Below are 20535 nucleotides of genomic sequence, written 5' to 3' on the forward strand. Positions count from 1 at the left end.
AACATCGTGGTCAAGCGCGCGTGGACGGAGATGCTGCTGCTGGTCTATGCCGCGGTGACGATCCTGTGCTTCATCACCTTCCGCTCCTGGCGTGCGGTGCTGGTCGCCGTGCTGCCGCTGATGCTGACCTCGCTGCTCGCCGAAGCCCTGATGGTGGGCCTCGGGATGGGCGTCAAGGTCGCCACCCTGCCGGTCATCGCGCTCGGCGTCGGCATCGGCGTGGACTACGCGCTGTACATCCTGAGCGTGACCCTCACCGAAATGAAGCTCGGGCGCAACCTGTCCGTCTCTTACTACAAGGGGCTGCTGTTCACCGGGCGGGTGGTGCTGCTCACTGGCCTGACGCTCGCCGTCGGGGTGATGACGTGGGCGTTCTCGGACATCAAGTTCCAGGCCGACATGGGCATCCTGCTGGCCTTCATGTTCCTGTGGAACATGCTCGGCGCGCTGATCCTGATTCCGGCCCTGGCGCATTTCCTGCTGGGCGAGAGTCACTCGACGACGGCGGCCCACGCGCCGGCCGATGAGGCGGTAGCGGCGACCGCGGAGTCGAGCCCGGGGACGGATTCGAACGGCCGACCCCAGGCCGCGGCGGCTGCGGCGGCCTAGCCGGCCTTCGGGGCTCAGCATCAGCGCAGGCGGACGTGCCCGTACAAAGCGTCCGTGCGGAAGCGACGCACGTGCCCTGGAACGCCCCGTCTGCGCGCGTGCTCACCGCAACTTCCGCATCGACTTCGTCGGCCAGGCGATCGCGATCCTCGGGACCTGGGTGCAGACGGTGTCGCTGGCGTGGCTCGCCGATGGTCGGGGGATTCGTGTTCGTAAGCGGCCCCTGGGGTCAATCGGCTCCAATACGGTGCCCGGGCGTGTCGGTGACGGCCGCATGGCGTACTTGCATCTGCCCAGTCTTTTGTGCATAATAATCAAAAATATGCACGAAACAACGTCCGCCCTTTGCGGGTAACCTGTAGTTGCTCAATCTTGCTCCGGAGTCCCAGATGTCTCTCGTCGCCGTCCGTAAAATCCAGCTAAGCATTGAAGAGGTCTTTCACGAAGGTGGCAGCCGGGTGGATCCGCCGCTGCTGGTCGGTACCGTGCTCGCCGTCGTCGCCAATCCGTACGCGGGTCGCTACGAGCCGGACCTGATGCCGTTCATGGCCGATCTGCGCGAACTCGGGCGCGAACTCTCCGAGCGGCTGGCGGCAGCGCTCGGCGGTGCGGACCGGGTCGAAGCCTACGGCAAGGCGGCGATCGTCGGCGAGGACGGCGAGCTCGAGCACGGTGCGATCTGGCACGAGGCCGGCGGTTGGGCGATGCGCCAGGTCCTGGGCGAGCGCAAGGCCATCGTGCCGGCGGCGAAGACGGTCGGTGGTCTCGGTACCCGCCTGATGGTGCCGCTCGGCCACACCCAGGCGGCTTACGTACGCAGCCATTTCGGCACCGCGGAGATGACGGTGTGGGACGGCCCGCGTCGCAACGAGATCGTGTTCGGCCTGGTGATGGCCACCGGCGGACGGGTGCATGCGCGGATCGGCGGGCTCGCCGCGTCGGAGGTCAAGGGCGAAGACGGACTGCGCTGAGCATTCCGGCGCCCCGCGCTGAAAGGGCGGTTATTGGAAAAGGAGACAGAAATTGATGATCAGACGCGTAATCGCCGGCTCCGGGCCGGATGGCAAGGCGGTCGTGCTTGCCGACGAAGCGGCGCCGCGGACCGATGACTTCCTGAGTCTGCCCGGCTTCTCGTCGACCCTGCTGTGGAGCACCGCTGCCAGCCCGCAAGTTGGCAGGGGCGGGGGCGACGACCCCACGCTGGGGGTCAGCTCCCTGGTACCGGCGCCGGGTGAGACCCGGCTCCTGATGGTCACCTTTCCGCCCGATTCGACGATGGCGCGGCCCGATTTCGATCCCATCGCGTTCGGCCGCGAGTTTCAGCAGACCTCCCCCGGGCTCGCCGAGCGTTTCGAGGTCGATCACCCGGGGATGCACACGACCGACAGCATCGACTACGACGTGGTGCTGGACGGTGAAATCACGCTCGAACTCGACGAAGGGCGGCAGGTCGTGCTCACGCGTCATGAGGTGGCCGTGCAGCATGGCAACCGGCACGCGTGGCGCAACCACAGCGACAAGCCCGCAACCATGCTGTTCGTGCTGATCGGCGCGCAGCGCAAGCCTTGAACCGATGTGCGGCCGGAACCGTCCGCCTGCAGGAGAACACCGATATGCCCTCCACCAGCCTTCCGATGCTGTCCCACTTCGGCCTGTTTGCCCATGACGTCGAGCGCATGGTGACGTTCTACACCACGGTCTTCGGCCTGAAGATCACCGACCGCGGCGTCGGCAAGAACTTTCGCCATACCCTGGTTTTCCTGAGCGCCCGCCCGGAACAGCACCACCAGCTCGTGATCGCCTCGGGACGCCCGCCGGAGGCGACCTTCAGCACCGTGATGCAGCTTTCGTTCAAGGTCGAGTACCTCGACGATCTGCGCCGCATCCGGGCCGCGGCCCTCGAGCTCGGCGCCAGCGAGATGCGCGGTCTCAATCACGGCAACGCGCTGTCGATCTACTTCTCCGACCCGGAAGGCAACACGATCGAGGTCTATCTCGACACCCCTTATCATGTGGCGCAACCGCACGGGGATCCGCTCGATCTCGAGAAGTCGGACGAGGAGATCTGGCGCGAGACCGACGTGGTCTGCCTGGCCGACCCGACCTGCCTGCCGCGCGCCGAATGGGAGCGGCAGTTCGTGGCTTCCCTGGCGTAACGGGATTTCCGTACGGCAGATCCCGGCGTCGCTACCTCCGACTGCGTGCCCAGCCGCCGTGCGCCTGCCAGGTGGGAGGTGCGGCGACGGCGATCGGTGATCGCGATCGCGAGCTTCGCCGCCTCGCTTACCCCTGCTGTGATCTGCCGTTGAAGCTGTCTCCTCGGTCCGGGATTCCTCCTCTCCCATGTGAATGGTGTCGAGTCACTCGCATGTGTGATTCGGACTGAGTTCGACCCGCGCATGCGGGTCTTTTTTTTGCCATTACCGCACGGCGTCGTTCCTCGGTGCGGCGTCACCATTGACGCCCAATGAGCTCGTCGAGCCGGGGAGATCGCCTTCGCGGAGTCGGTGGTCTCGCTCAAGTGCGGATCGTCGGCGATCAGGTGGGCGCGTGCTGCAGTAGGCAGATGTCGCGGCGTTGGTCGGCGGAGCCGGCTTGCGCATCTAGCCGATTGAGTATTGACATTCTTTCTGGTGTACGGATACTTAACGGTATCAAAACAACCTGCAAGCCGGACCGGCGAGCAATAATCAGGAGATCGCACATGAGCAACGACTCACCCCGGACATCCCTCGACCACATCGTCCTCGCCGGTGGAGCGCTCGGCTTCAACTGGTTGCCGGTGTTCGTCGCCCAGAAGCTTGGCGTGTTCGAACGTCACGGCCTCGACGTGGAACTAAAGCGGATGGGCAGCGTGGACAAGGCCACCACCGCGGTGCGCGTGGGCGAGGCCGATCTGGCCATCACCCCGCCCGAGGGGGCGGTGGCCGACACCGTGGCCGGTGGCCGGTTGCGGGTCTTGGCCGGCAATGCGAACCGCCTGCCGCTGACCCTCGTCTCGCATCCGCGATACAAGCAGGTCGAGGACCTCAAGGGGGCGGTGCTGGGGACCTCGTCGATGACCGAAGGGACCGCCATCTACACCCGCGAGATGCTTTCACGTCACGGTCTGGTCTACCACACCGACTATGAGTTCTCGGTGGTAGGGGTGCACCCGGCACGCTGGAAGGCGATGCAGGAGGGGACGATCGACGCGGCGGTCCAGCCGCCACCGTTCAATTTCATTGCGATCGACGCCGGCTACAGCGATCTCGGCGAGGTCAGCGACTACATCCCCGAGATCGCATTCACCGCGGTGATCGCCGACCAGTCCTGGGCGCTGGCGAACGGGGACAAGGTCGTCGCGCTGCTGCGCGCGCTGCGGGAAGCGACCGACCTGGTCTATGGCAGCGAGCATGACGAAGAGATCGTCCCGATCATGGCCGAGATCACCCAGTCGGACCTGCCGTACGCACGCCGTTCGCTGGACTATATGCGCGCGAAGGAGGCCTTTGCGCGGACGCTGGAGATTCCCGTTGGCGCCCTCGACACGACCCTGGAGCTGATGATCAAGGCCAATCTCCTCGATTCGGCCGCACGCGATGGCGCTCGGGCGGTGGTCGACGGACGGTGGCTGGAGCTTGCCACCCAGGCATCGAACGCGCGCTGAAGGGGGAAGGCAATGGAGAACTTCTCGGTCGAACCCCTGGTGGCCTTGCGGGTGATCTGCGGGGTGTGGTTCCTGCCGCATTGCATCGGCAAGATGCTCCACATCGAGCGTGCCTCACAGACCTTCGCCAAGGCGGGACTCAGGCCGGCGCGTGCGCTGGTCATCATCACCATCATCGCCGAGGTGCTCGCGGGTCTCGGCCTGGTGCTCGGAATCCTGCCGCAACTGGCAGCGGCGCTCGCGGTCGCGGTCCTTGCCGGAGCCAGCTATGCGGTGCTGAAGATCAACGGCTTCCACTGGCGCTGGCAGAAGCAGGGGCCGGAGTACATGCTGTTCTGGGCGATGGCTTGCGTGGTCGCGGTCCAGGCTTGAGCGGGGCTGCAGCCTGCCGCGGCGGCCCGGGCCCCGTGAGGGGCTTGGGCCGTAACGCTTTTCGGCGCGGCCGGCATCTTGCGCCCGGTGAAGAGCGGGAGGGGGATCATGACAACGTAGAGGCGAAGCCCGGCTCTTGCTTCAGCCTGCTAACATTCTTCTTTTTTGCCAGCCGCTGTACCCGGTGCGATGAGGGCGTCGCCAGCGGCCGCAAACCCAAGGAGCAATCGAGTGACCCGCCTGACCCGAGAAGAAAGCCGTGCGTTGACACGTGCGAAACTACTGGCCTCCGCCCGCGAGGTGGTGGCCCGCGAAGGTTACGAGAACGCATCCGTCGATCGCATCGCCGAAGAGGCGGGATTCAGCAAGGGGGCGTTCTACTCCAACTTCAACAGCAAGGAGGAGATCATCCTCGAGCTGCTGGAGACCCATTCGCTGCAGGACGTGGGCGAAATTGCCGCACTGCTCGGCGACGTCAAGGATCCCGAGCAAATGATCTCCATCATCTGCGACTGGTCGCTGGCCCGATCGACTGATCCGAACTGGGGTCTGCTGGCGCTCGAACTCTTCCGCCGCGCGCGGCGCGATGCGACCTTCGGCGAGCGCCATTCCAATCTCTTCCGCGCCCAGTGGCGGGGGCTCGGCGAGATCCTGTTCCAGCTGTTCCCGGAGGGCGCGGCCCCCGCCGATGCCGAGGCACTGGGTGGCGTCGTCTTCGAGCTGACCTATGGCGCAGCGTCGAGCTTCAAGGCCGGTCCGACCGCCGGCGACCTGGTCCGCCTGGTGCTGACTGCCCTGTACCGCGCCTATGGCAAGCCCCCGGAAGCGAGCAAGGCTGCTGTCACCACCAAAGCAAAACGAGCGACCCCGAAGGCGACATCCAGCTAAAGGCCCCGGGCTTTCAAGCTTGCACCCACGCGCGGGCGGTCCACCGCGCGTTCCCGTCGACTACCTTGTGCCTGGCCGCCGCCGCGAGCCCGAGCGGGGCCACGCAAGTTAGCAGGTGGCCGCAAGGGTGGTCGGTCTCGGGGCGAATGGCGCGTTACCGCCGCAGCGCTGCAAGCGCCGGCCGGGGCCGAAGTGCGGTATGTGCGGTTTTCCCAACCGATAGACGTCGGTATTCCCGAACCATGATTCGCCCCGATCGGCGGAACTCGGCCCGATCGCCACGGACGCGCCGTTCCGGGGGATCGCCCCCGCTATTTCGAGATCCTCTGCAGCCATGCCCGTCATGACCCCGATCGGCGCCGTCCGGCGCAATCCGACATAGGTTCTCGGCGCGGGAGGGCTGGGCGCGGCCGATCGGATTGCCGCCCGCGGCAAAGAAACTCTTCATGCATGAGTCTACTGCCTGCTCGTAAGCCGGCGCCGGACGGTCCGCGGCCGCCCGCGGGGCTACCCGCGCCCCGACGCGCTTCGTCAAGCGGCTCACGCTCATCTTCATAGTTGACATCCGTATTGGTGTTCAGATACTGTTCAGTATCAAAATGGCGCTCGGGATTTTAAACCCCGAAAGTGCCGCACCGTCCGACGGACGGGATGAAAGCCAACATGAAGCCGTGGTGGAGACCCCAATGGAGTACCGTAAAAATACATACGGTGCCGCCGAGCAGCCTTTGCTCGAAGTCGAGAACGTTTCGGTACGTTTCGGCGGCATTCAGGCATTGAGCGGCGTCACCCTGAGTGTGCGTCCGCGAGAAATCTGTGGCCTCATCGGCCCGAACGGCGCCGGGAAGACCACGCTGTTCAACTGCATCACGCGGCTGTACGGCATTGCCTCGGGAGAGATTCGGCTCGGCGGCGCGCGTCTGGATTCGATTCCGGTTCGCGATGTCATCGCAGCCGGCGTCGCGCGTACCTTCCAGAACCTCGGTCTGTTTTCCAGAATGACCGTGCTCGAGAACGTCATGCTGGGTGCGCACCACCTGTCGCGCCAGTGCTTGTCGAGCAAGTGCCTGCGGCCCCGGCAGAGCGACCGGATGGAGCGCGCGCTGACCGACTCGGCGCGCTCCATCCTGCGCGATCTGGGACTCGAGGGGGTGGCGCATCAGCGCGCCGATGCGGTGCCCTATGCGACGCTCAAGCGGGTCGAGATCGCCCGCGCACTGGCGGCGCGGCCGCGCTTGCTGCTGCTCGACGAGCCGGCCGGTGGCCTGACCCATGGCGAGGTGGACGAGTTCGGCGAGGTCGTCGAGCGCATCCGCGACACCTACGACCTGAGCATCGTCCTCGTCGAGCACCACATGGGGCTGGTGATGAAGCTGTGCGATCGCCTCGAGGTGCTGCACCTGGGCAACAATCTGGCGCGCGGCACCCCGGCCGAGATCCAGTCCAACCCCGCCGTGATCGGTGCGTACCTGGGGAGGGAAGCCGCATGAGCTTGCTCACGGTTCAAGCCCTCGAGGCGGGCTACGGCTCGACCCGGGTCCTGCGCAAGCTCGACCTCGCGGTGGCGCCCGGCACCATCGTCGCGCTGCTCGGCGCCAACGGCGCCGGCAAGACGACCACGCTGCGCGCACTGTCCGGGGTGATTCCGGCGCGCGGGCAGATCCTGTTCGGCGGAGTCGACCTGGTCGATCTCCACCCGGCCCGGAGGGTCGAGCTCGGTCTGGCTCACGTGCCCCAGGGGCGCGGCACCTTCGCCGACTTCTCGGTCGAGGAGAACCTCGCCCTCGGCGCCTACACCATCGCCTCGCGCAAGCAGATCGCCGCCGACATGGAGCGCTGGTACGAGCTGTTCCCCCGTCTGCGCGAGCGCCGCCGCCAGCCGGCCGGCACGCTCAGCGGTGGCGAGCAGCAGATGCTGGCGATTGCGCGGGCGTTGATGTCGCGCCCGCGCCTGCTGATGTGCGACGAGCCCTCACTCGGCCTCGCCCCGGCCATCACCCAGGAGATGTTCGCGATCTTCCACCGCCTCAATGCCGAGCACGGCACCACGCTGCTCATCGTCGAACAGAACGCTGACCTGAGCTTGCGCATCGCGCACAAGGCCTACGTCATGGAAGTCGGTGAAATCACCCTGGAGGGTTCGGGCGCCGAGTTGCTGGCCTCCGAATCCATCCAGCGTTCCTACCTGGGAGGCTGACATGCAACTGCTTCTGCAACAGATCGTCGATGGCCTTGCGGCAGGCGCGATCTACGGTGCGCTGGCGCTCGCGTTGGTGCTGATCTACCGGGCCACCCACATCGTCAATTTCGGCCAGGGCGAGATGGCGACCTTCTCCGCCTATGTGGCGTGGCAACTGTGCGAATGGGGGGTGCCGGTGTGGATCGCGTTTTTGGCCGCGGCCGCATTCGCGTTCCTGCTCGGCGTGGTGGTGTTCCGTGCGGTGGTGCGCCCGGTGGCGCGCGCACCGGTCGAGACCGTGGTCGTGATCACCCTCGGCCTGTTCCTCGTGTTCGAGGCGCTCAGCCTGTGGCTATGGGGGTCGGACCAGCGTGCCTTCCCCAGCGTCTTCCCGGACCAGGGCTGGACCGTCGGCGGTGTGCGGCTGACCGCCAGTGCCCTGGGCACCCTGGTAGTGCTGTGCGTGCTCGCGAGCGTGCTCGGTCTGCTGTTTCGCTTCACCCGCCTCGGCCTGGCGATGCGGGCCTCGGCCGCCGAGCGGGACAAGAGTGTGCTCGTCGGCATCCGGGTGGAGAACATGCTGATGCTCGGCTGGGGGCTCGCGGCCGTGGTTGGTTTCGTGGCCGCGATGCTGGTCGGGCCGCGGCTGTTCCTGAGCCCGCTGATGATGGCGCCGGTGCTGATCTATGCGCTGGCGGCGGCGACGCTGGGGGGCTGGGACAGCCCGGTCGGCGCCATCGTCGGCGGCCTGCTGGTCGGCGTGGTGGAGAGCGTCGGCGCCACCTTCCTGACCTTCGTCGGGGCCGAGCTGCGGCTGGCGACCCCGATCGTCGTGACCCTCGTCGTTCTCTTCATTCGTCCGGCCGGACTGTTCGGTCGCCACCTGGTGGTGCGGGTATGACTGACATCATGCGCAAGAACAAGCTGATCCTGCTGGCCGCGCTGCTGTTGCTGGCCGCCCTTGCCACACTGCCGGCGCTCGTGCCGCAGTACGTGATCCTGCAGTTCAGCCTGGTGCTCACCTACGCCATGGCCATGCTCGGGCTCAACCTGCTGCTGGGCTTCAGCGGGCAGGTGTGCCTGGCGCAGGGGGCCTTCTTCGCCTGCGGCGCCTACACGACTGCGATCCTGGCGTCGCGCTATGGTCTCGATCCGCTGCTGACCCTGCCGTTCGCGACCGCCGCGACCGGGCTCGTCGGTGTCGTCATCGGCCTGCCGGCGCTGAGACTCGGCGGACTGCAGCTGGCGATCGTGACCTTTGGCATCGCCATGGTGGTGCCGCAGCTCATCCTCAAGCTCGACCGCTACACCAACGGGGTGACCGGCCTGAGCATCGATCAACCCGTGCCCCCGCGCTGGTTTCCCGGCGGCCAGGAGACCTGGCTTTACTTCCTGTGCCTGGCCGCGGCGGCGGCGTGCGTGGTGGTGATGCTGCGGATCCTGCGGGGCGACACCGGGCGCGCGCTGCGTGCGCTGCGCGACAACCCCCTGATCGCCGAGTCGCTGGGTGTAAACCTGACCCGGGCGCGGCTGATGGTGTTCGCCGTCAGTTCCTGCTTCGCCGGGCTGGCGGGTGCGCTCTACGCCATCCTCAACGCGTATGTCAGCCCGCAGTCCTTTCTCGCGGCGAAATCGATCGAGATCCTGATCGGTTCCATCGTCGGCGGTGTGGCGACGGTCGGGGGCGCCTTTCTCGGTGCGCTCTTCGTCGTCTTCGTTCCCGAATGGACGGCCGAGATCAGTCCGGGCGTCGGCGGACTCGTCTATGGCCTGTGCCTGATCGCGATGATGCTGGTCGCCCGCGAAGGTCTGGTCGGCCTCGCGCTCAAGGGGTTCCGGCAGCTCAGGCCCGGCCGCATCCGCACGCTTTTTCAACGGTTGCGCGTAATGCGCGCGGCCACCCACCAGGAGACAAAATGATGAAGGCGAACAAAAACAGCCGCACGGTTTTGATGCGAGCCGTCCTCGCGGCAGCATGGATCTGTAGCGGCACGGCCCATGCTGCCGCAGCGGCGGATCCCGGCATAACGGATGCGGCGATCAGGATCGGCATTTCCGCGCCCCTCACCGGCCCGGTTGCGGCAGTGGGTGCGGTTGCCGAAGGGATCAGGGTGCGGATCGCGGCGGCCAATGCCGCGGGCGGGGTGAAAATGGCCGACGGCAAGACGCGGACCGTCGAGTTGGTGATCCAGGACGACGCGCTGGATCCGCAGCGCACCCTGACCAATGTGCGCAAGATGGTGGAGCAAACCGAGGTGTTCGCCCTCGTGGGCACCTCCGGCACCCCCAATAACCAGGTCATCGGCCGCTATCTCGACCAGCGCGCGCTGCCCAACCTCTTCATGTATTCCGGCGTGCACGAGATGCGCGACGGCAGCGCGTGGATGATCGGCCTGGTGCCGTCCTTCACCACCGAAGCGGCCGCGTTTGCCGAGTACCTGAAAGCGAATAAGCCGGAGGCGAAGATCGCGGTGCTGTACGTGAACACCGAAACGGGACAGAGCTTCCAGGCCGGCCTGCGCGCCGCGCTCAACGGCTCGAAGGTGCAGATCGTCGCCGCCCAGCCGGTCACCTCGGCCGACCCGACCATCGACACCCAGTTGTCGACGCTGAAGGCGTCCGGCGCCGACACCTTCGTCGTCATCGCCGCACCGAAGCAGGGCGCGCAGGCGGTTCGTTTCGCAGCGGAAAGCGGCTGGAATCCGACCACGATGGTGTCCTATATCGCGTCCTCGGTCGCGTCGCTGCGCCCGGCCGGTCTGGCGAACGCGAAGGGCGTGATCACGAGCCAGTTCATGAAGCCGATCGACACCCCGCGCTATGCCGATGACGCCGCGGTGCGCAAGTACCTGGCCGACCACGACGCCGGACAGGCGCGTTTCGGCAAAGGCGACTCGATGGGGCAGGTCGGTTACCTCACTGGCGAGGCGCTGATCCGCGTACTCGAGTCGATGAAGCAGCCGACCCGACAGGCCATGATGGAAGCCGCGCGCAGCCTGAACAAGGTCCAGGTCGGACTGCTGCTGCCGGGCATCACGCTGAGCACCAAAGGGGAGGGCGACATCTATCCGATCGAAACTTTGCAGCTGTTTCGCTTCGACGGCGAGAAGTATCAGCCTCTGGACGGCCTGATCTCCTTCGAAGGCAGCACCCCCAGGCATTGACCGGATCGATCTGGGCCGTCCACCGGGGACGGCCCACGCTGATGCCGATCTGAACGTCATCACCTCGTGCCGCGCCGAATGGCTGGCGCACGACGATCAAAATGGAGCTGCAGACGATGAGCAACAGAGCGCACCACTACCGGATCACGCTCACGCCGGTGGGGAACGATCCTTCCGCCTCGCCCGAGGCAGCGGATCCCCTCGTGTTCATGCACGAGAATCACGACGACCTCAAGCTCATCGTCGAACGGGCACGTCAGACCTCGGGCCTGGATCCCGATGCGGCCGCGGCGATGGCCGTGGGCTTGAAGCTGCTGGCCGAGGTCATGCTGAAACAGCGCGGCAATCCGCTGTTCGACGTCCTGCGCGACCCCATCCGCGAGTTCATCCAGAGCTTGAAGTCGCGCTCGACCCACGGCACCGGTCGCTGAGTCCGCAGCCCCTGATCGGCGCCTGCGGCGCCGAAACCTGACCTCCCCTCGATCGGTCGCACGCGCGGACCCGAGCGCCCGCGTTCGCCCTGCGCCACCGGCGCGAGGTGTCGTGCCGCGCACTGAAGACCGTGCGCGGGGACCGGTCACGGGCTGATTCATACCAATCGGTACGCCAAGGTTGTTCGGTATCCGGCCGCTCGGATCCCGGGCCGACCGGGCTTCGCTTTCCCTGGCGCCTGGACGCCTCCGCTCATTTCGGCGAGCGGGCAGGGGGTTTTCGTGGGTACTCCAGGGTACCCATTCGGCGAATCAAACAAATCAAGGAGACAACCATGCAATCCACGCCGTCGTTCAAATTTCTTGCCGCGCTCACCCTGCTCGCGTGCTCCGCGTCCGCGCATGCGCTCGAGTGGAGTGACAACTCCATCGGAGTGAAGTACGGCGAGCAGTTCACCGATCCGGGTATCGACGACCCCTTTCAAAAGACCATCTACGAGTTCGTCCATATCAGCGGCGACAAGCTGGGCAAGAACCTGGTGGTCGGACAGGTGTTCCAATCGGACCGCAGCGACCCGGCAGCCGGCGGTGGGAGCGGCGCGCAGGAGTTTTTCGGCTTCTACCGGCGCACCTTGTCGCTGTCGAAGCTGAGCGGGCGGTCCATGGCCTTCGGTCCGATCAAGGACGTCTCGCTGGCTGCCCGCTTCGATCGGGGCACCAAAAACATTGCCTTTGCCGCGGCGGCGCGCAAGCGCATGTTGGGTGTCGCGGTTGACTGGGCGGTGTCCAAGGGCTTCGTCGAATCGACGCTCTACGCCTACGACGAGAAGAATCACAACGGCATCGTCGGCAAGTCGGTCGATTTTGACACCACCTACCGTTTCGACACCAACTGGGCGATCCCGCTCAATGTCGGTTTCCCGTTCGAATGGCGGGGCGGACTGAATGTGGTCGGAGCGAAGGGCAAGGACGGTTTCGGTAACGACACCAAGGTCGAGACCCGGCTGTACACCGAGGTGCTGGTGGACGTGGGCCAGAGTGGGGTCAAGGTCGGTGTCGCCTACGAGCTGTGGCGCAACAAGTACGGCGCGGATCACAAATTGATCTCCGGCGCCAACCAGGATGCGCCGATGCTGGTCATGGAATATCACTTCTGAGCGTGGCGTCGCAGCGCCCTCTTTCCAACCCAAAGATTGGTGTCAATGATGAAACCTTCGATTCGATTCACCGTTTTCCTGTCCATGCTGTGCGCCCTCATTGCAGGCGAGGCCGCCGCCGGCTGGGAGATCGACCCTTCCCACACGCACGTCAGCTTTCAAGTCGGTCACCTCGGACTGACCCACACGCCGGGCATCTTCCGCAAGGTGCAAGGTCAGGTCAGTTTCGATGACGGCAAGCCCGAAGCATCGAGCGTCGCGCTCACCATCGACACCGCGTCGATCGACACCGTGCACAGTCAGCGCGACGCCGACCTGCGTGGCGCCGACTGGCTCGATGCGGAGCGGAATCCGCACATCACCTTCGTCTCGACCGCTGTCCGTCGGGTCGACGACAAGCGCTTCGTAATCTCCGGCGATTTGTCCATTCGGGGCAAGACGCTGCCGGTGGACTTCGATACGGTGCTGACCGACCGCGCCGTGAACCCCTTTCTGAAGGTGCCGATGGTGGGCTTCGTGGGCCAGGCCAGGATCAAGCGCAGCGATTTCGGCATGACCCAGTATCCGGCAGTGATCGCCGACGAGGTCGAACTGAAGATCGCGCTCGAGCTGCTCCGCAAGCCGTGATCGGGTAGGGGAGGGGCTGCGGTGTCGGCGCGCTCGCCACACCTCCGTGCGGTGAGCGCGCGCGGCAGTTCGCGGCCCCGCCGTCATCTTTGAAATTGGCGTAATTCTATTTAACGGAGAGATCCTGATGAAAAGCTTTCTTCATGGCGCGATGCTCGGCCTCGTTGCCCTTGCTGCGGCGGCGAGCGCCGGGCAGCAAAGTCTGGTCCCTGCGCACAGCGAGATCACGTTCACCAGCACACAGATGGGCGTGCCCATGCACGGGAAATTTGCCGACTTCGGTGCCGACGTCGCGTTGGATTCGAAGCGCGTCGACAGCAGCCGGATCGCATTCACCATCGAGCTGGGCAGCGTCTCGCTCGATGCCGCCGAAATGGCGGCCGAGCTCGCCAAGCCGGTCTGGTTCGATACCAGGCGCTTTCCGCAGGCGACGTTTCGGAGCGTGGCCGTGAAGCCGCTCGGCGAGGGCAGGCTCGAGGTCGCCGGCAAGCTGACCATCAAGGGGCAGGTCCGCGACGTGGTCGTGCCCGTCACCACGGCGACCACGGCCGCCGGCACCACCGCGACCGGCGCATTCGTCATCAAGCGCCTCGACTTCGGCATCGGCGATGGCGAGTGGAAGGATGTGGCGATGGTCGGCAACGACGTGCACATCCGATTCAAGCTCGTGCTGACGGAAACGGCCCCGATCTGACCGACGCTGGAGCGGGAGGGAGCTGCCCCACCGGAACGCGGTCGGGGGCGAACCGCGAGCACATGAATTTCGGTACTTGAAGACTTGTTGGTGTTTAGATACTATTTGGTATATTAAACGGCGGTGTCGAGCGCCTGGACGGCCTAGGAAGACTCGTTGCGCCGCGCAAGGCGTTGCTCGACCTGCATACACGGGAGAATTGAGATGGCGATTGTGGTGACGAATGTCGAGCGTACCGACGAGGTGCTGCTACGCGGGCTCGCCGAGTTCGGCGTGGCGACGGTGCATGAGGCGCAGGGGCGTAAGGGCTTGCTGGCGTCCTACCTGCGTCCGATCTATCGTCCGGCGAAGATTGTGGGCACAGCCCTGACCTGCGAGGTCGCGCCGGGTGATAACTGGACGATCCACGTTGCGGCCGAGCAGGCCCAGCCGGGCGACATCCTCGTCGTCGCACCGACCTCGCCGTGCGAGGACGGCTACTTCGGTGACCTTCTCGCCACGTCGCTGATGGCACGCGGGGTAAGGGGGCTGATCATCGACGCCGGCGTGCGCGACGTCGCAACGCTCACCGAGATGGGGTTCCCGGTGTGGTCGAAGAGTATCTTCGCCCAGGGCACGGTCAAGGAGACCCTGGGGAATGTGCAGGTTCCGCTGGTCTGCGCCGGGACCTTGATTCATCCCGGCGACGTGATCGTCGCCGACGATGACGGGGTCTGCGTGGTGCCGCGACTGCAGGCGGCCAGCGTGCTCGCCGCCGCAAGGGCGCGCGAGGAGGACGAAACCGAGAAGCGGCTGCGCTATGCCGGAGGAGAGATCAGCCTCGATGTGAACAACATGCGTGCGCGCCTGGCGCAGAAGGGGCTGAAGTATGTCTGATGAAATTTCGCTGCCCAGGGTGCCGCGACGGGTGGTGACGGGTGTGCACGGCGGCAAGTCGGTGTTCGTCAGCGACGGCCCGGTGCCGAACACCCACGCCTTCGACTCGATCCCGGGTTTCATGAGTTCGACATGCTGGGCAACCGCAGCGGTGCCGCAGTTGCCAGTCGGCGAGGCGGAGGGCGTGCCCGCCGGAACGCTGATCACGCCACCGCCGGGCGAGACCCGGCTGTTGCTGGTTACCTTTCCGCCCGACACGGCGATGACCAGCCCCGACTTCGATCCGGTGAAGGCTGCGCAGGAACAGGCGCACCACCTTCCCGGCCTGGCCGAGCGCTTCGAGGCCGCCCACCCCGGCATGCACACCACCGACTCGGTGGACTACGACATCGTGCTCGACGGCGAGATCTGGCTCGAACTCGACGACGGCGCCGTGGTGCATCTGCGGCAGGGCGACGTCGTGGTTCAGTGTGGCACGCGCCACGCCTGGCGCAACAAGGGCACGCAGTCGGCAACGATGGCGTTTGTGCTGGTCGGTGCGCGCAGGACCTGAGTTCGGCGCCCGACGGAAAATCGGGCGCCGGCAGCGGCCATGCCGACGGTGCTTCAACGGAGAAACGGCGTCCTTGCGACGCCGTTTCCCGTTTATGGTCAGGGCACGATCACGTAGTTGCTGAAGCCGCCGTGACGGCTGGCGAGGCCGGAGATGGCGGTGTTGATATCCTCCAGTCGGGCGATCTCGTGTTCGAGGATGGACAGGTCGACCGCCTTCGAGCGCAGCATTTCGACCATCTCGTAGCCCTCGGCCGCAGTGAACCACGCCGAACCGATGATGGTCATCGAGTTGTCCATCAGCCACTTCATGTCGATCGGCAGCTTGCCGACCGTGCCGCCGATGTTGACGATGGTGCCGCCACGGGCCACCCCGTGCATCGCGTCATCGAAGACATCCAGAGAAACGGCCGCGCCGAGCGTGTCGACCATGAAGTTGGCTCCGTGTCCGTCGGTGCGGCTGCGCACCCACTCGGCGATCGAGCCGTCCTCGGTCGAGAAGACTTCGATGCGATCGGGAGCGAGTGCCTTCACCCGCTGGAGCAGTGCGTGGTTGCGTCCGGTGCCCAGAATCCGGCTCGCGCCGGTGGCGAGCGCGAACAGCGTGGCGCCGAGGCCCAGCGTGCCCGAGATGCCATTGATGATCAGCGACTTGCCGGCCAGATGACCGAGCTTTCGCAACGCGGCGTAGGCGGTACCGAGATAGCCCAGACGTGCGGCCTCCTCGAACGGGATGTTGTCCGCCAGCTTGACGATGGCGTACTGGGGCGCGGCCATGTACTCGCCGAATCCGCCGTGCGGATACAGGTCGTACATGGTTTGCGATTTGTCCTTGTCGAAGCCGAAGTAGCCGTTGAACACGAAGTACTCGCAGGCAACGCGATTATCCGACAGACACGCCGGGCAGACGCCGCAGGAGCGAACGGGGCTCACGTAGACACGGTCGCCCGGACGAATCCCCACCACGTGCTCGCCCACTTCCTCCACGACGCCGGCAGGATCGAGGCCGAAGATCGCCGGCAACCGCGGCAGTGGCAGATGCGGGCACCAGGTAGGCCAGTTGGCGAGCACGTTGCCAAGATTGGGCACCATGCCGCAGGCCTTGACCCGCACCAGAACATCGGTGGCGCGAGGAACGGGCATTGGCACCGTGTCGATCGTCATTGGTTGGCCGGCCGCGTGCATGCGGGCGGCGCGCATCATTCTGGACATGCGATGTCTCCTTTTTGGATTCTGGAAGGTGAGGCTTGGAACAGCACGACGGTTCCGTTATTGACATTCTCTGTGGTTTGTAGATACTAAACGGTATCTTAACAGGAAGCAAGGTCAGTGACCTTGCGTTCAGGTGGCAGATGCGGTGATCTCGATGCAGGAGCGGTGGCATCGGTTCACGCAAGGAGGCCTCATGGGCACAGCGTCTCGAGCCTCTGGCCTCCGCTATGCCGTCCCTTCGGGTGGGACGCGGCGGGTCGACGTTCACCGCCGGCTGAACCTTCGATTCAACCCACAAGACTCATTCATTGCATGACAGGAGACAACTGCATGAAATACCTGAAGAACCAGTGGTATGCCGTCGCTTTCAGCGACGAACTGAGCACCGAACCGATGATGCGGACCGTGCTGGAGGAGCCGGTGGTCCTGTTTCGCGGCGAGTCCGGGCAGGCGGCGGCCTTGCACGACCGCTGTCCGCACCGCTTCGCGCCGCTGCACAAGGGTAAGGTGCTGGGTGACGACCTCCGTTGCCCCTACCACGGCCTGCGCTTCGATGCCGGCGGGACCTGCGTCCACAATCCGATCGGCGAGGGCAAGATTCCCAAGGCGGCCTGCGTCCGCAGCTATCCGCTTGCCGAGCGTGACGGCATCGTGTGGCTGTGGTGGGGGGATCAGCCGGCCGACGAGTCGAAGATCCGGCGCTGGAGCGAGTTCGAGGACAGCACCCGCTATACATGCGTGCACGGTTACATCACGGTGCAGGGCAATTACCAGCTCGTCGCCGACAATCTGCTGGATCTCAGCCATGCCGAGTTCCTCCACCCCTACCTCGCCACCGAGGGTTTCAACCGGCGTACGCAGTATTCGATGGAGCAGGACGGCAATACCGTGATCGCGCGGAACTGGCGACCCAGCGAACCGATCAGCCAGCTGTTCGCGATGGCCTATGGCGAAGGCGCGCCGACCAATGTCGATCACCTGTCGATCGTGCGTTGGCAGCCGCCCTCGACCTTGCGGCTGGAGATCGGGGTGACGCGCGTGGGGCAAGCGCCCGAGGACGGCCCGCGCTCGCAGCAGGCGCACCTGATCACGCCCGAGACCGAGCACAGCTGCCACTACTTCTGGAAGTGGGCGCGCGACTTCAAGCTGGAGGACGAGGCATTCTCCACCCGATTGCAGGCGACGCTGCAGAAGGCGTTCGAGACTGAGGACGGGCCGATGATCGAGGCCCAGTCGCGCTACATGGCGGGGCAGCCGCTCGAGGCACTCAAGCCGGTGCTGCTCACGACCGACTCCGCTTCCTTGCGCGCACGCCGGGTGCTGCAGCAATTGATCGATCGTGAGGATGGCGCATGATCGAAGTCATTGTCGCGCACCGCCACGACGAGGCGGAAGGCATCTGCAGCTTCGAGCTGGCCGCGGCCGACGGATCGGCGCTGCCGGCGTTCGAGCCCGGCGCCCACATCGATGTGCACCTGGATGGGGGGCTGATCCGCCAGTACTCGCTGTGCCCCGGGCCCGACCAGCGCGGGCGCTACCTGATCGGCGTGCTGCGCGAGCCGGCCTCGCGCGGCGGCTCGGTGGCGATGCACGCGTTGCAGGCCGGCCAGCGGCTGCACATCAGCGCGCCGCGCAATCATTTTCCGCTGGTCGGGAACGCGCGGCGGCAACTGCTGTTTGCCGGCGGCATCGGCATCACCCCGCTGCTGGCGATGGCCGAGCACCTGGCGGCGTCCGGGCACGACTTCGTGCTGCACTACTGTGCCCGTACTGCCGCACGCATGGCGTTTGCGCAGCGGATCCGCTCCGGATTGGTCGGTGGTCGTGCCTCGTTTCACGCCGACGATGGCGCGGCGGAGCAGAAGCTCGATCTCGATGCCGCGCTCGGGGCGCCGCAGGACGGAAACCATGTCTACGTCTGCGGGCCGGGCGGTTTCATGGACTGGGTGCTGTCCGGGGCGCGTGCGCGCGGCTGGCCGGAGGCGCAACTGCACAAGGAGTACTTCTCGGCGCCCGCCCAGCCGACGACAGCCGGGGACGAGCCGTTCGAAGTGCAGATCGGTCGTGGCGGTGCGGTCCACGCCGTGCCGGCGGGCCGCAGCGTGGTGGAGGTGCTCGCGGACCAGGGCATCGAGATTCCGGTCTCGTGCGAGCAGGGGGTCTGCGGTACCTGCCTGACACGGGTGCTGGATGGAACGCCGGAACACCGTGACGTCTTCCTGACCGACCAGGAGCGTGCCGCGAACGACTGCTTCACCCCGTGCTGTTCGCGTTCGCGATCGGAACGACTGGTGCTGGATCTGTAGTTATGGGGGGACTCGGCGCCGGCATGGGTCGAGTTCGTCGCCAGCCGAAGAACGAACCGGTCCTGATCGAGCGGGAGTGATCAGGCCGACTGTTTCCGCATAGGTGCGGACCACACGGTTGCGGTTGGTTCCGTGCTCCACTGACTTTGGGGGTGGGGTCTCTTGATCGGGCCGGGAGAGAAATCCGCGACCCGATCAAGCCTCTGCGCGCCGCCTACAGCCCGCGCGCCTTCAGCACGGCATCCAGTCGCGGATAGACGCGGCGCGCGTTGGCCTCGAACACCTGGTGCTTGTGTTGCGCCGGGACGTCGAGCGAGTCGATGTAGCGGCGGGTGTCGTCGAACGGATGCCCGGTCTCGGGGTCGATCCCGCGCACCGCGCCGATCATCTCGGACCCGAACAGGATGTTATCGACACTGATGACCTCGAACAGCAGGTCGATCCCCGGCTGGTGGTAGACGCAGGTGTCGAAGAACACGTTGTTCATCAGGTGCTCGCGCAGCGCCGGCTTCTTCAGCATGTCGGCCAGGCCGCGATAGCGCCCCCAGTGGTAGGGCACGGCGCCGCCGCCGTGCGGAATGATGAAGCGCAGCTGCGGGAAATCCCTGAACAGGTCGGCCTGCAGCAGCTGCATGAACGCGGTGGTGTCGGCGTTGATGTAGTGCGCCCCGGTGGTATGGAAGCAGGCGTTGCACGATCCGGAAACGTGGATCATTGCCGGCACGTCCAGCTCGACCATCTTCTCGTACAGGGGGTACCAGGCGCGGTCGGTCAGTGGCGGGGCGGTCCAGTGCCCGCCCGACGGATCCGGGTTGAGGTTGCAGCCGACGAATCCCAATTCGAGCACGCAGCGCTCCAGTTCCCGGAGGGCGTTGGCGATGGGGACTCCCGGTGACTGCGGCAGCTGGCATACACCGACGAAGCGCTGCGGGAACATCCGCACCACGCGGGCGACCAGGTCGTTGCACGCCTTCGTCCACGTCTGGCTGGTCTGTTCGTTGCCCACATGATGGCCCATGCCGGCGGCGCGTGGCGAGAACACCGTCATGTCGATACCGCGCTCGTCGAGCAGGCGCAACTGGTTGGCCTCGATCGCGCTGCGGATCTCGTCGTCGCCGATCTCGGGGTAGAAGGGCGGCGCACCCGCTCCGCACTGGACATGGGCCACCTGGGCTTCACGGAAAAGATGATGCGCGGGCGGTTCGGTAGTGTAGTGGCAGTGGCAGTCGATAATCATGCTGGTGGCACAGTAGTGGGAGGGGGTCGGGGCACCGAGTGCGGGCGGGTCTTAAATGCCAATAGGTGTTTGGATACTATATAGTATCTGTAGCGCAGGCATTGCTGTCAATACGTGCGCTTGTTGTCGGTGTGCGCGGGGGGGACCAGATGCGCCAGTGGGGACCGATCAGCGGGCTCACGTATCTGGTAGCGAGACCGAGTTTGAGTGTTGGATCTGCCGGCGGAGGTGGTCGCAGGATCGCCGGCCAAGGTACGCCCCTTGGCGAGGCCGGCTGAAATCAGTACATATGCGAACCGCCGTGTTGATACCCCGGATCGGGTCCTGTCTCCGCACGGCATGACCGTCAAGGATGACTTGGCCGGGCGCCAGGAGTTCGCATTGCGCGACGACGGCGTGAACCTGGAAATCGTGGATGCTGTGTTCGAGCACTTGGCGCCGGGGGGGCTGAGCGCACGGTTGGCGGCGGCGCCACGGCGTTCGACGAGCGGGGCCGGGATACGGATCTGAACGTAGTGCGAACTATGGTGGAACGTCAGGTAGCGTAGCTCATGCAGCTTCTCCAAAGTCCGAGATAGCTGC

General features: G+C 65.7%; 23 protein-coding genes. 21 read left to right on the forward strand and 2 right to left on the reverse strand.

Going from position 1 to position 20535, the window contains the following annotated elements; translation table 11 throughout:
• The 18 genes from AC3A35_RS19270 to AC3A35_RS19355 all read left to right on the forward strand — a co-directional run.
• Nucleotides 1-609 (forward strand): MMPL family transporter (locus AC3A35_RS19270; RefSeq protein WP_487437873.1); only part of this gene is annotated, 609 nt, incomplete at its 5' end.
• A gap of 389 nt (nucleotides 610-998) precedes the next feature.
• Nucleotides 999-1580 carry an amino acid synthesis family protein gene (locus AC3A35_RS19275; RefSeq protein ID WP_487437875.1) on the forward strand — a complete coding sequence of 194 codons (582 nt, stop codon included), beginning with the start codon at nucleotides 999-1001 and terminating at the stop codon, nucleotides 1578-1580.
• 55 nt (nucleotides 1581-1635) lie between these two features.
• Nucleotides 1636-2178 carry a cupin domain-containing protein gene (locus tag AC3A35_RS19280; RefSeq protein ID WP_487437876.1) on the forward strand — a complete coding sequence of 181 codons (543 nt, stop codon included), beginning with the start codon at nucleotides 1636-1638 and terminating at the stop codon, nucleotides 2176-2178.
• Nucleotides 2179-2222: 44 nt separating this feature from the next.
• The gene (locus tag AC3A35_RS19285; protein ID WP_487437878.1) at nucleotides 2223-2765 is read left to right on the forward strand and encodes a VOC family protein; all 543 of its coding nucleotides are present in this window, start codon (nucleotides 2223-2225) and stop codon (nucleotides 2763-2765) included.
• A 548-nt stretch (nucleotides 2766-3313) separates the two neighbouring features.
• Complete coding sequence (locus AC3A35_RS19290; protein ID WP_487437879.1) at nucleotides 3314-4258, forward strand: ABC transporter substrate-binding protein; 945 nt, start codon at nucleotides 3314-3316, stop codon at nucleotides 4256-4258.
• Between the two features lie 12 nt (nucleotides 4259-4270).
• Nucleotides 4271-4630, forward strand: a complete 360-nt coding sequence (locus AC3A35_RS19295) for a DoxX family protein (RefSeq protein ID WP_487437880.1) — start codon at nucleotides 4271-4273, stop codon at nucleotides 4628-4630.
• Between the two features lie 231 nt (nucleotides 4631-4861).
• On the forward strand, nucleotides 4862-5518 hold the full coding sequence (locus tag AC3A35_RS19300; RefSeq protein WP_487437881.1) for a TetR/AcrR family transcriptional regulator: 657 nt from the start codon (nucleotides 4862-4864) through the stop codon (nucleotides 5516-5518).
• Between the two features lie 686 nt (nucleotides 5519-6204).
• Nucleotides 6205-7008, forward strand: a complete 804-nt coding sequence (locus AC3A35_RS19305) for an ABC transporter ATP-binding protein (protein ID WP_487437882.1) — start codon at nucleotides 6205-6207, stop codon at nucleotides 7006-7008.
• Complete coding sequence (locus AC3A35_RS19310; protein ID WP_487437883.1) at nucleotides 7005-7715, forward strand: ABC transporter ATP-binding protein; 711 nt, start codon at nucleotides 7005-7007, stop codon at nucleotides 7713-7715. The genes AC3A35_RS19305 and AC3A35_RS19310 overlap by 4 nt, the downstream gene beginning before the upstream one ends.
• A 1-nt stretch (nucleotide 7716) precedes the next feature.
• Entirely contained in the window at nucleotides 7717-8598 is an 882-nt protein-coding gene (locus AC3A35_RS19315; protein WP_487437884.1) for a branched-chain amino acid ABC transporter permease, read from the forward strand.
• Nucleotides 8595-9617 carry a branched-chain amino acid ABC transporter permease gene (locus tag AC3A35_RS19320; protein WP_487437885.1) on the forward strand — a complete coding sequence of 341 codons (1023 nt, stop codon included), beginning with the start codon at nucleotides 8595-8597 and terminating at the stop codon, nucleotides 9615-9617. Before AC3A35_RS19315 ends, AC3A35_RS19320 begins: the two co-directional genes overlap by 4 nt.
• A gap of 32 nt (nucleotides 9618-9649) precedes the next feature.
• Complete coding sequence (locus AC3A35_RS19325; RefSeq protein WP_487437975.1) at nucleotides 9650-10861, forward strand: ABC transporter substrate-binding protein; 1212 nt, start codon at nucleotides 9650-9652, stop codon at nucleotides 10859-10861.
• Between the two features lie 116 nt (nucleotides 10862-10977).
• Nucleotides 10978-11292 carry a DUF3861 domain-containing protein gene (locus AC3A35_RS19330; protein ID WP_487437886.1) on the forward strand — a complete coding sequence of 105 codons (315 nt, stop codon included), beginning with the start codon at nucleotides 10978-10980 and terminating at the stop codon, nucleotides 11290-11292.
• A 335-nt stretch (nucleotides 11293-11627) separates the two neighbouring features.
• Nucleotides 11628-12449, forward strand: a complete 822-nt coding sequence (locus AC3A35_RS19335; protein ID WP_487437887.1) for a hypothetical protein — start codon at nucleotides 11628-11630, stop codon at nucleotides 12447-12449.
• A gap of 45 nt (nucleotides 12450-12494) precedes the next feature.
• The gene (locus AC3A35_RS19340) at nucleotides 12495-13076 is read left to right on the forward strand and encodes a YceI family protein (RefSeq protein ID WP_487437888.1); all 582 of its coding nucleotides are present in this window, start codon (nucleotides 12495-12497) and stop codon (nucleotides 13074-13076) included.
• Nucleotides 13077-13227: 151 nt separating this feature from the next.
• The gene (locus AC3A35_RS19345) at nucleotides 13228-13770 is read left to right on the forward strand and encodes a YceI family protein (RefSeq protein WP_487437890.1); all 543 of its coding nucleotides are present in this window, start codon (nucleotides 13228-13230) and stop codon (nucleotides 13768-13770) included.
• 204 nt (nucleotides 13771-13974) lie between these two features.
• The gene (locus AC3A35_RS19350) at nucleotides 13975-14646 is read left to right on the forward strand and encodes a 4-carboxy-4-hydroxy-2-oxoadipate aldolase/oxaloacetate decarboxylase (RefSeq protein ID WP_487437891.1); all 672 of its coding nucleotides are present in this window, start codon (nucleotides 13975-13977) and stop codon (nucleotides 14644-14646) included.
• A complete protein-coding gene (locus tag AC3A35_RS19355) occupies nucleotides 14639-15199 on the forward strand; it encodes a cupin domain-containing protein (protein WP_487437892.1) in 561 nt (186 codons plus the stop codon). The genes AC3A35_RS19350 and AC3A35_RS19355 overlap by 8 nt, the downstream gene beginning before the upstream one ends.
• A 98-nt stretch (nucleotides 15200-15297) precedes the next feature.
• On the opposite strand, the gene AC3A35_RS19360 is transcribed toward AC3A35_RS19355, so the two are convergent.
• On the reverse strand, nucleotides 15298-16410 hold the full coding sequence (locus AC3A35_RS19360; RefSeq protein ID WP_487437893.1) for an alcohol dehydrogenase catalytic domain-containing protein: 1113 nt from the start codon (nucleotides 16408-16410) through the stop codon (nucleotides 15298-15300).
• Nucleotides 16411-16740: 330 nt separating this feature from the next.
• Here AC3A35_RS19360 and AC3A35_RS19365 point away from each other — a divergent pair, with 330 nt between their 5' ends.
• Together AC3A35_RS19365 and AC3A35_RS19370 are read left to right on the forward strand one after the other, a co-directional pair.
• Nucleotides 16741-17766: an aromatic ring-hydroxylating dioxygenase subunit alpha gene (locus AC3A35_RS19365; protein WP_487437894.1), complete on the forward strand. Its 1026-nt coding sequence runs from the start codon at nucleotides 16741-16743 to the stop codon at nucleotides 17764-17766.
• Nucleotides 17763-18716, forward strand: a complete 954-nt coding sequence (locus AC3A35_RS19370; RefSeq protein ID WP_487437896.1) for a PDR/VanB family oxidoreductase — start codon at nucleotides 17763-17765, stop codon at nucleotides 18714-18716. The genes AC3A35_RS19365 and AC3A35_RS19370 overlap by 4 nt, the downstream gene beginning before the upstream one ends.
• Before the next feature lie 214 nt (nucleotides 18717-18930).
• On the opposite strand, the gene AC3A35_RS19375 is transcribed toward AC3A35_RS19370, so the two are convergent.
• Nucleotides 18931-19953 (reverse strand): amidohydrolase family protein, encoded by a 1023-nt coding sequence (locus AC3A35_RS19375; RefSeq protein ID WP_487437898.1) that lies wholly within the window; start codon nucleotides 19951-19953, stop codon nucleotides 18931-18933.
• A 207-nt stretch (nucleotides 19954-20160) separates the two neighbouring features.
• Here AC3A35_RS19375 and AC3A35_RS19380 point away from each other — a divergent pair, with 207 nt between their 5' ends.
• Nucleotides 20161-20463 (forward strand): hypothetical protein, encoded by a 303-nt coding sequence (locus tag AC3A35_RS19380; protein ID WP_487437900.1) that lies wholly within the window; start codon nucleotides 20161-20163, stop codon nucleotides 20461-20463.
• Nucleotides 20464-20535 lie beyond the last annotated feature (72 nt).

This window comes from Azoarcus sp. Soil_N_20 (genome assembly GCF_057656155.1).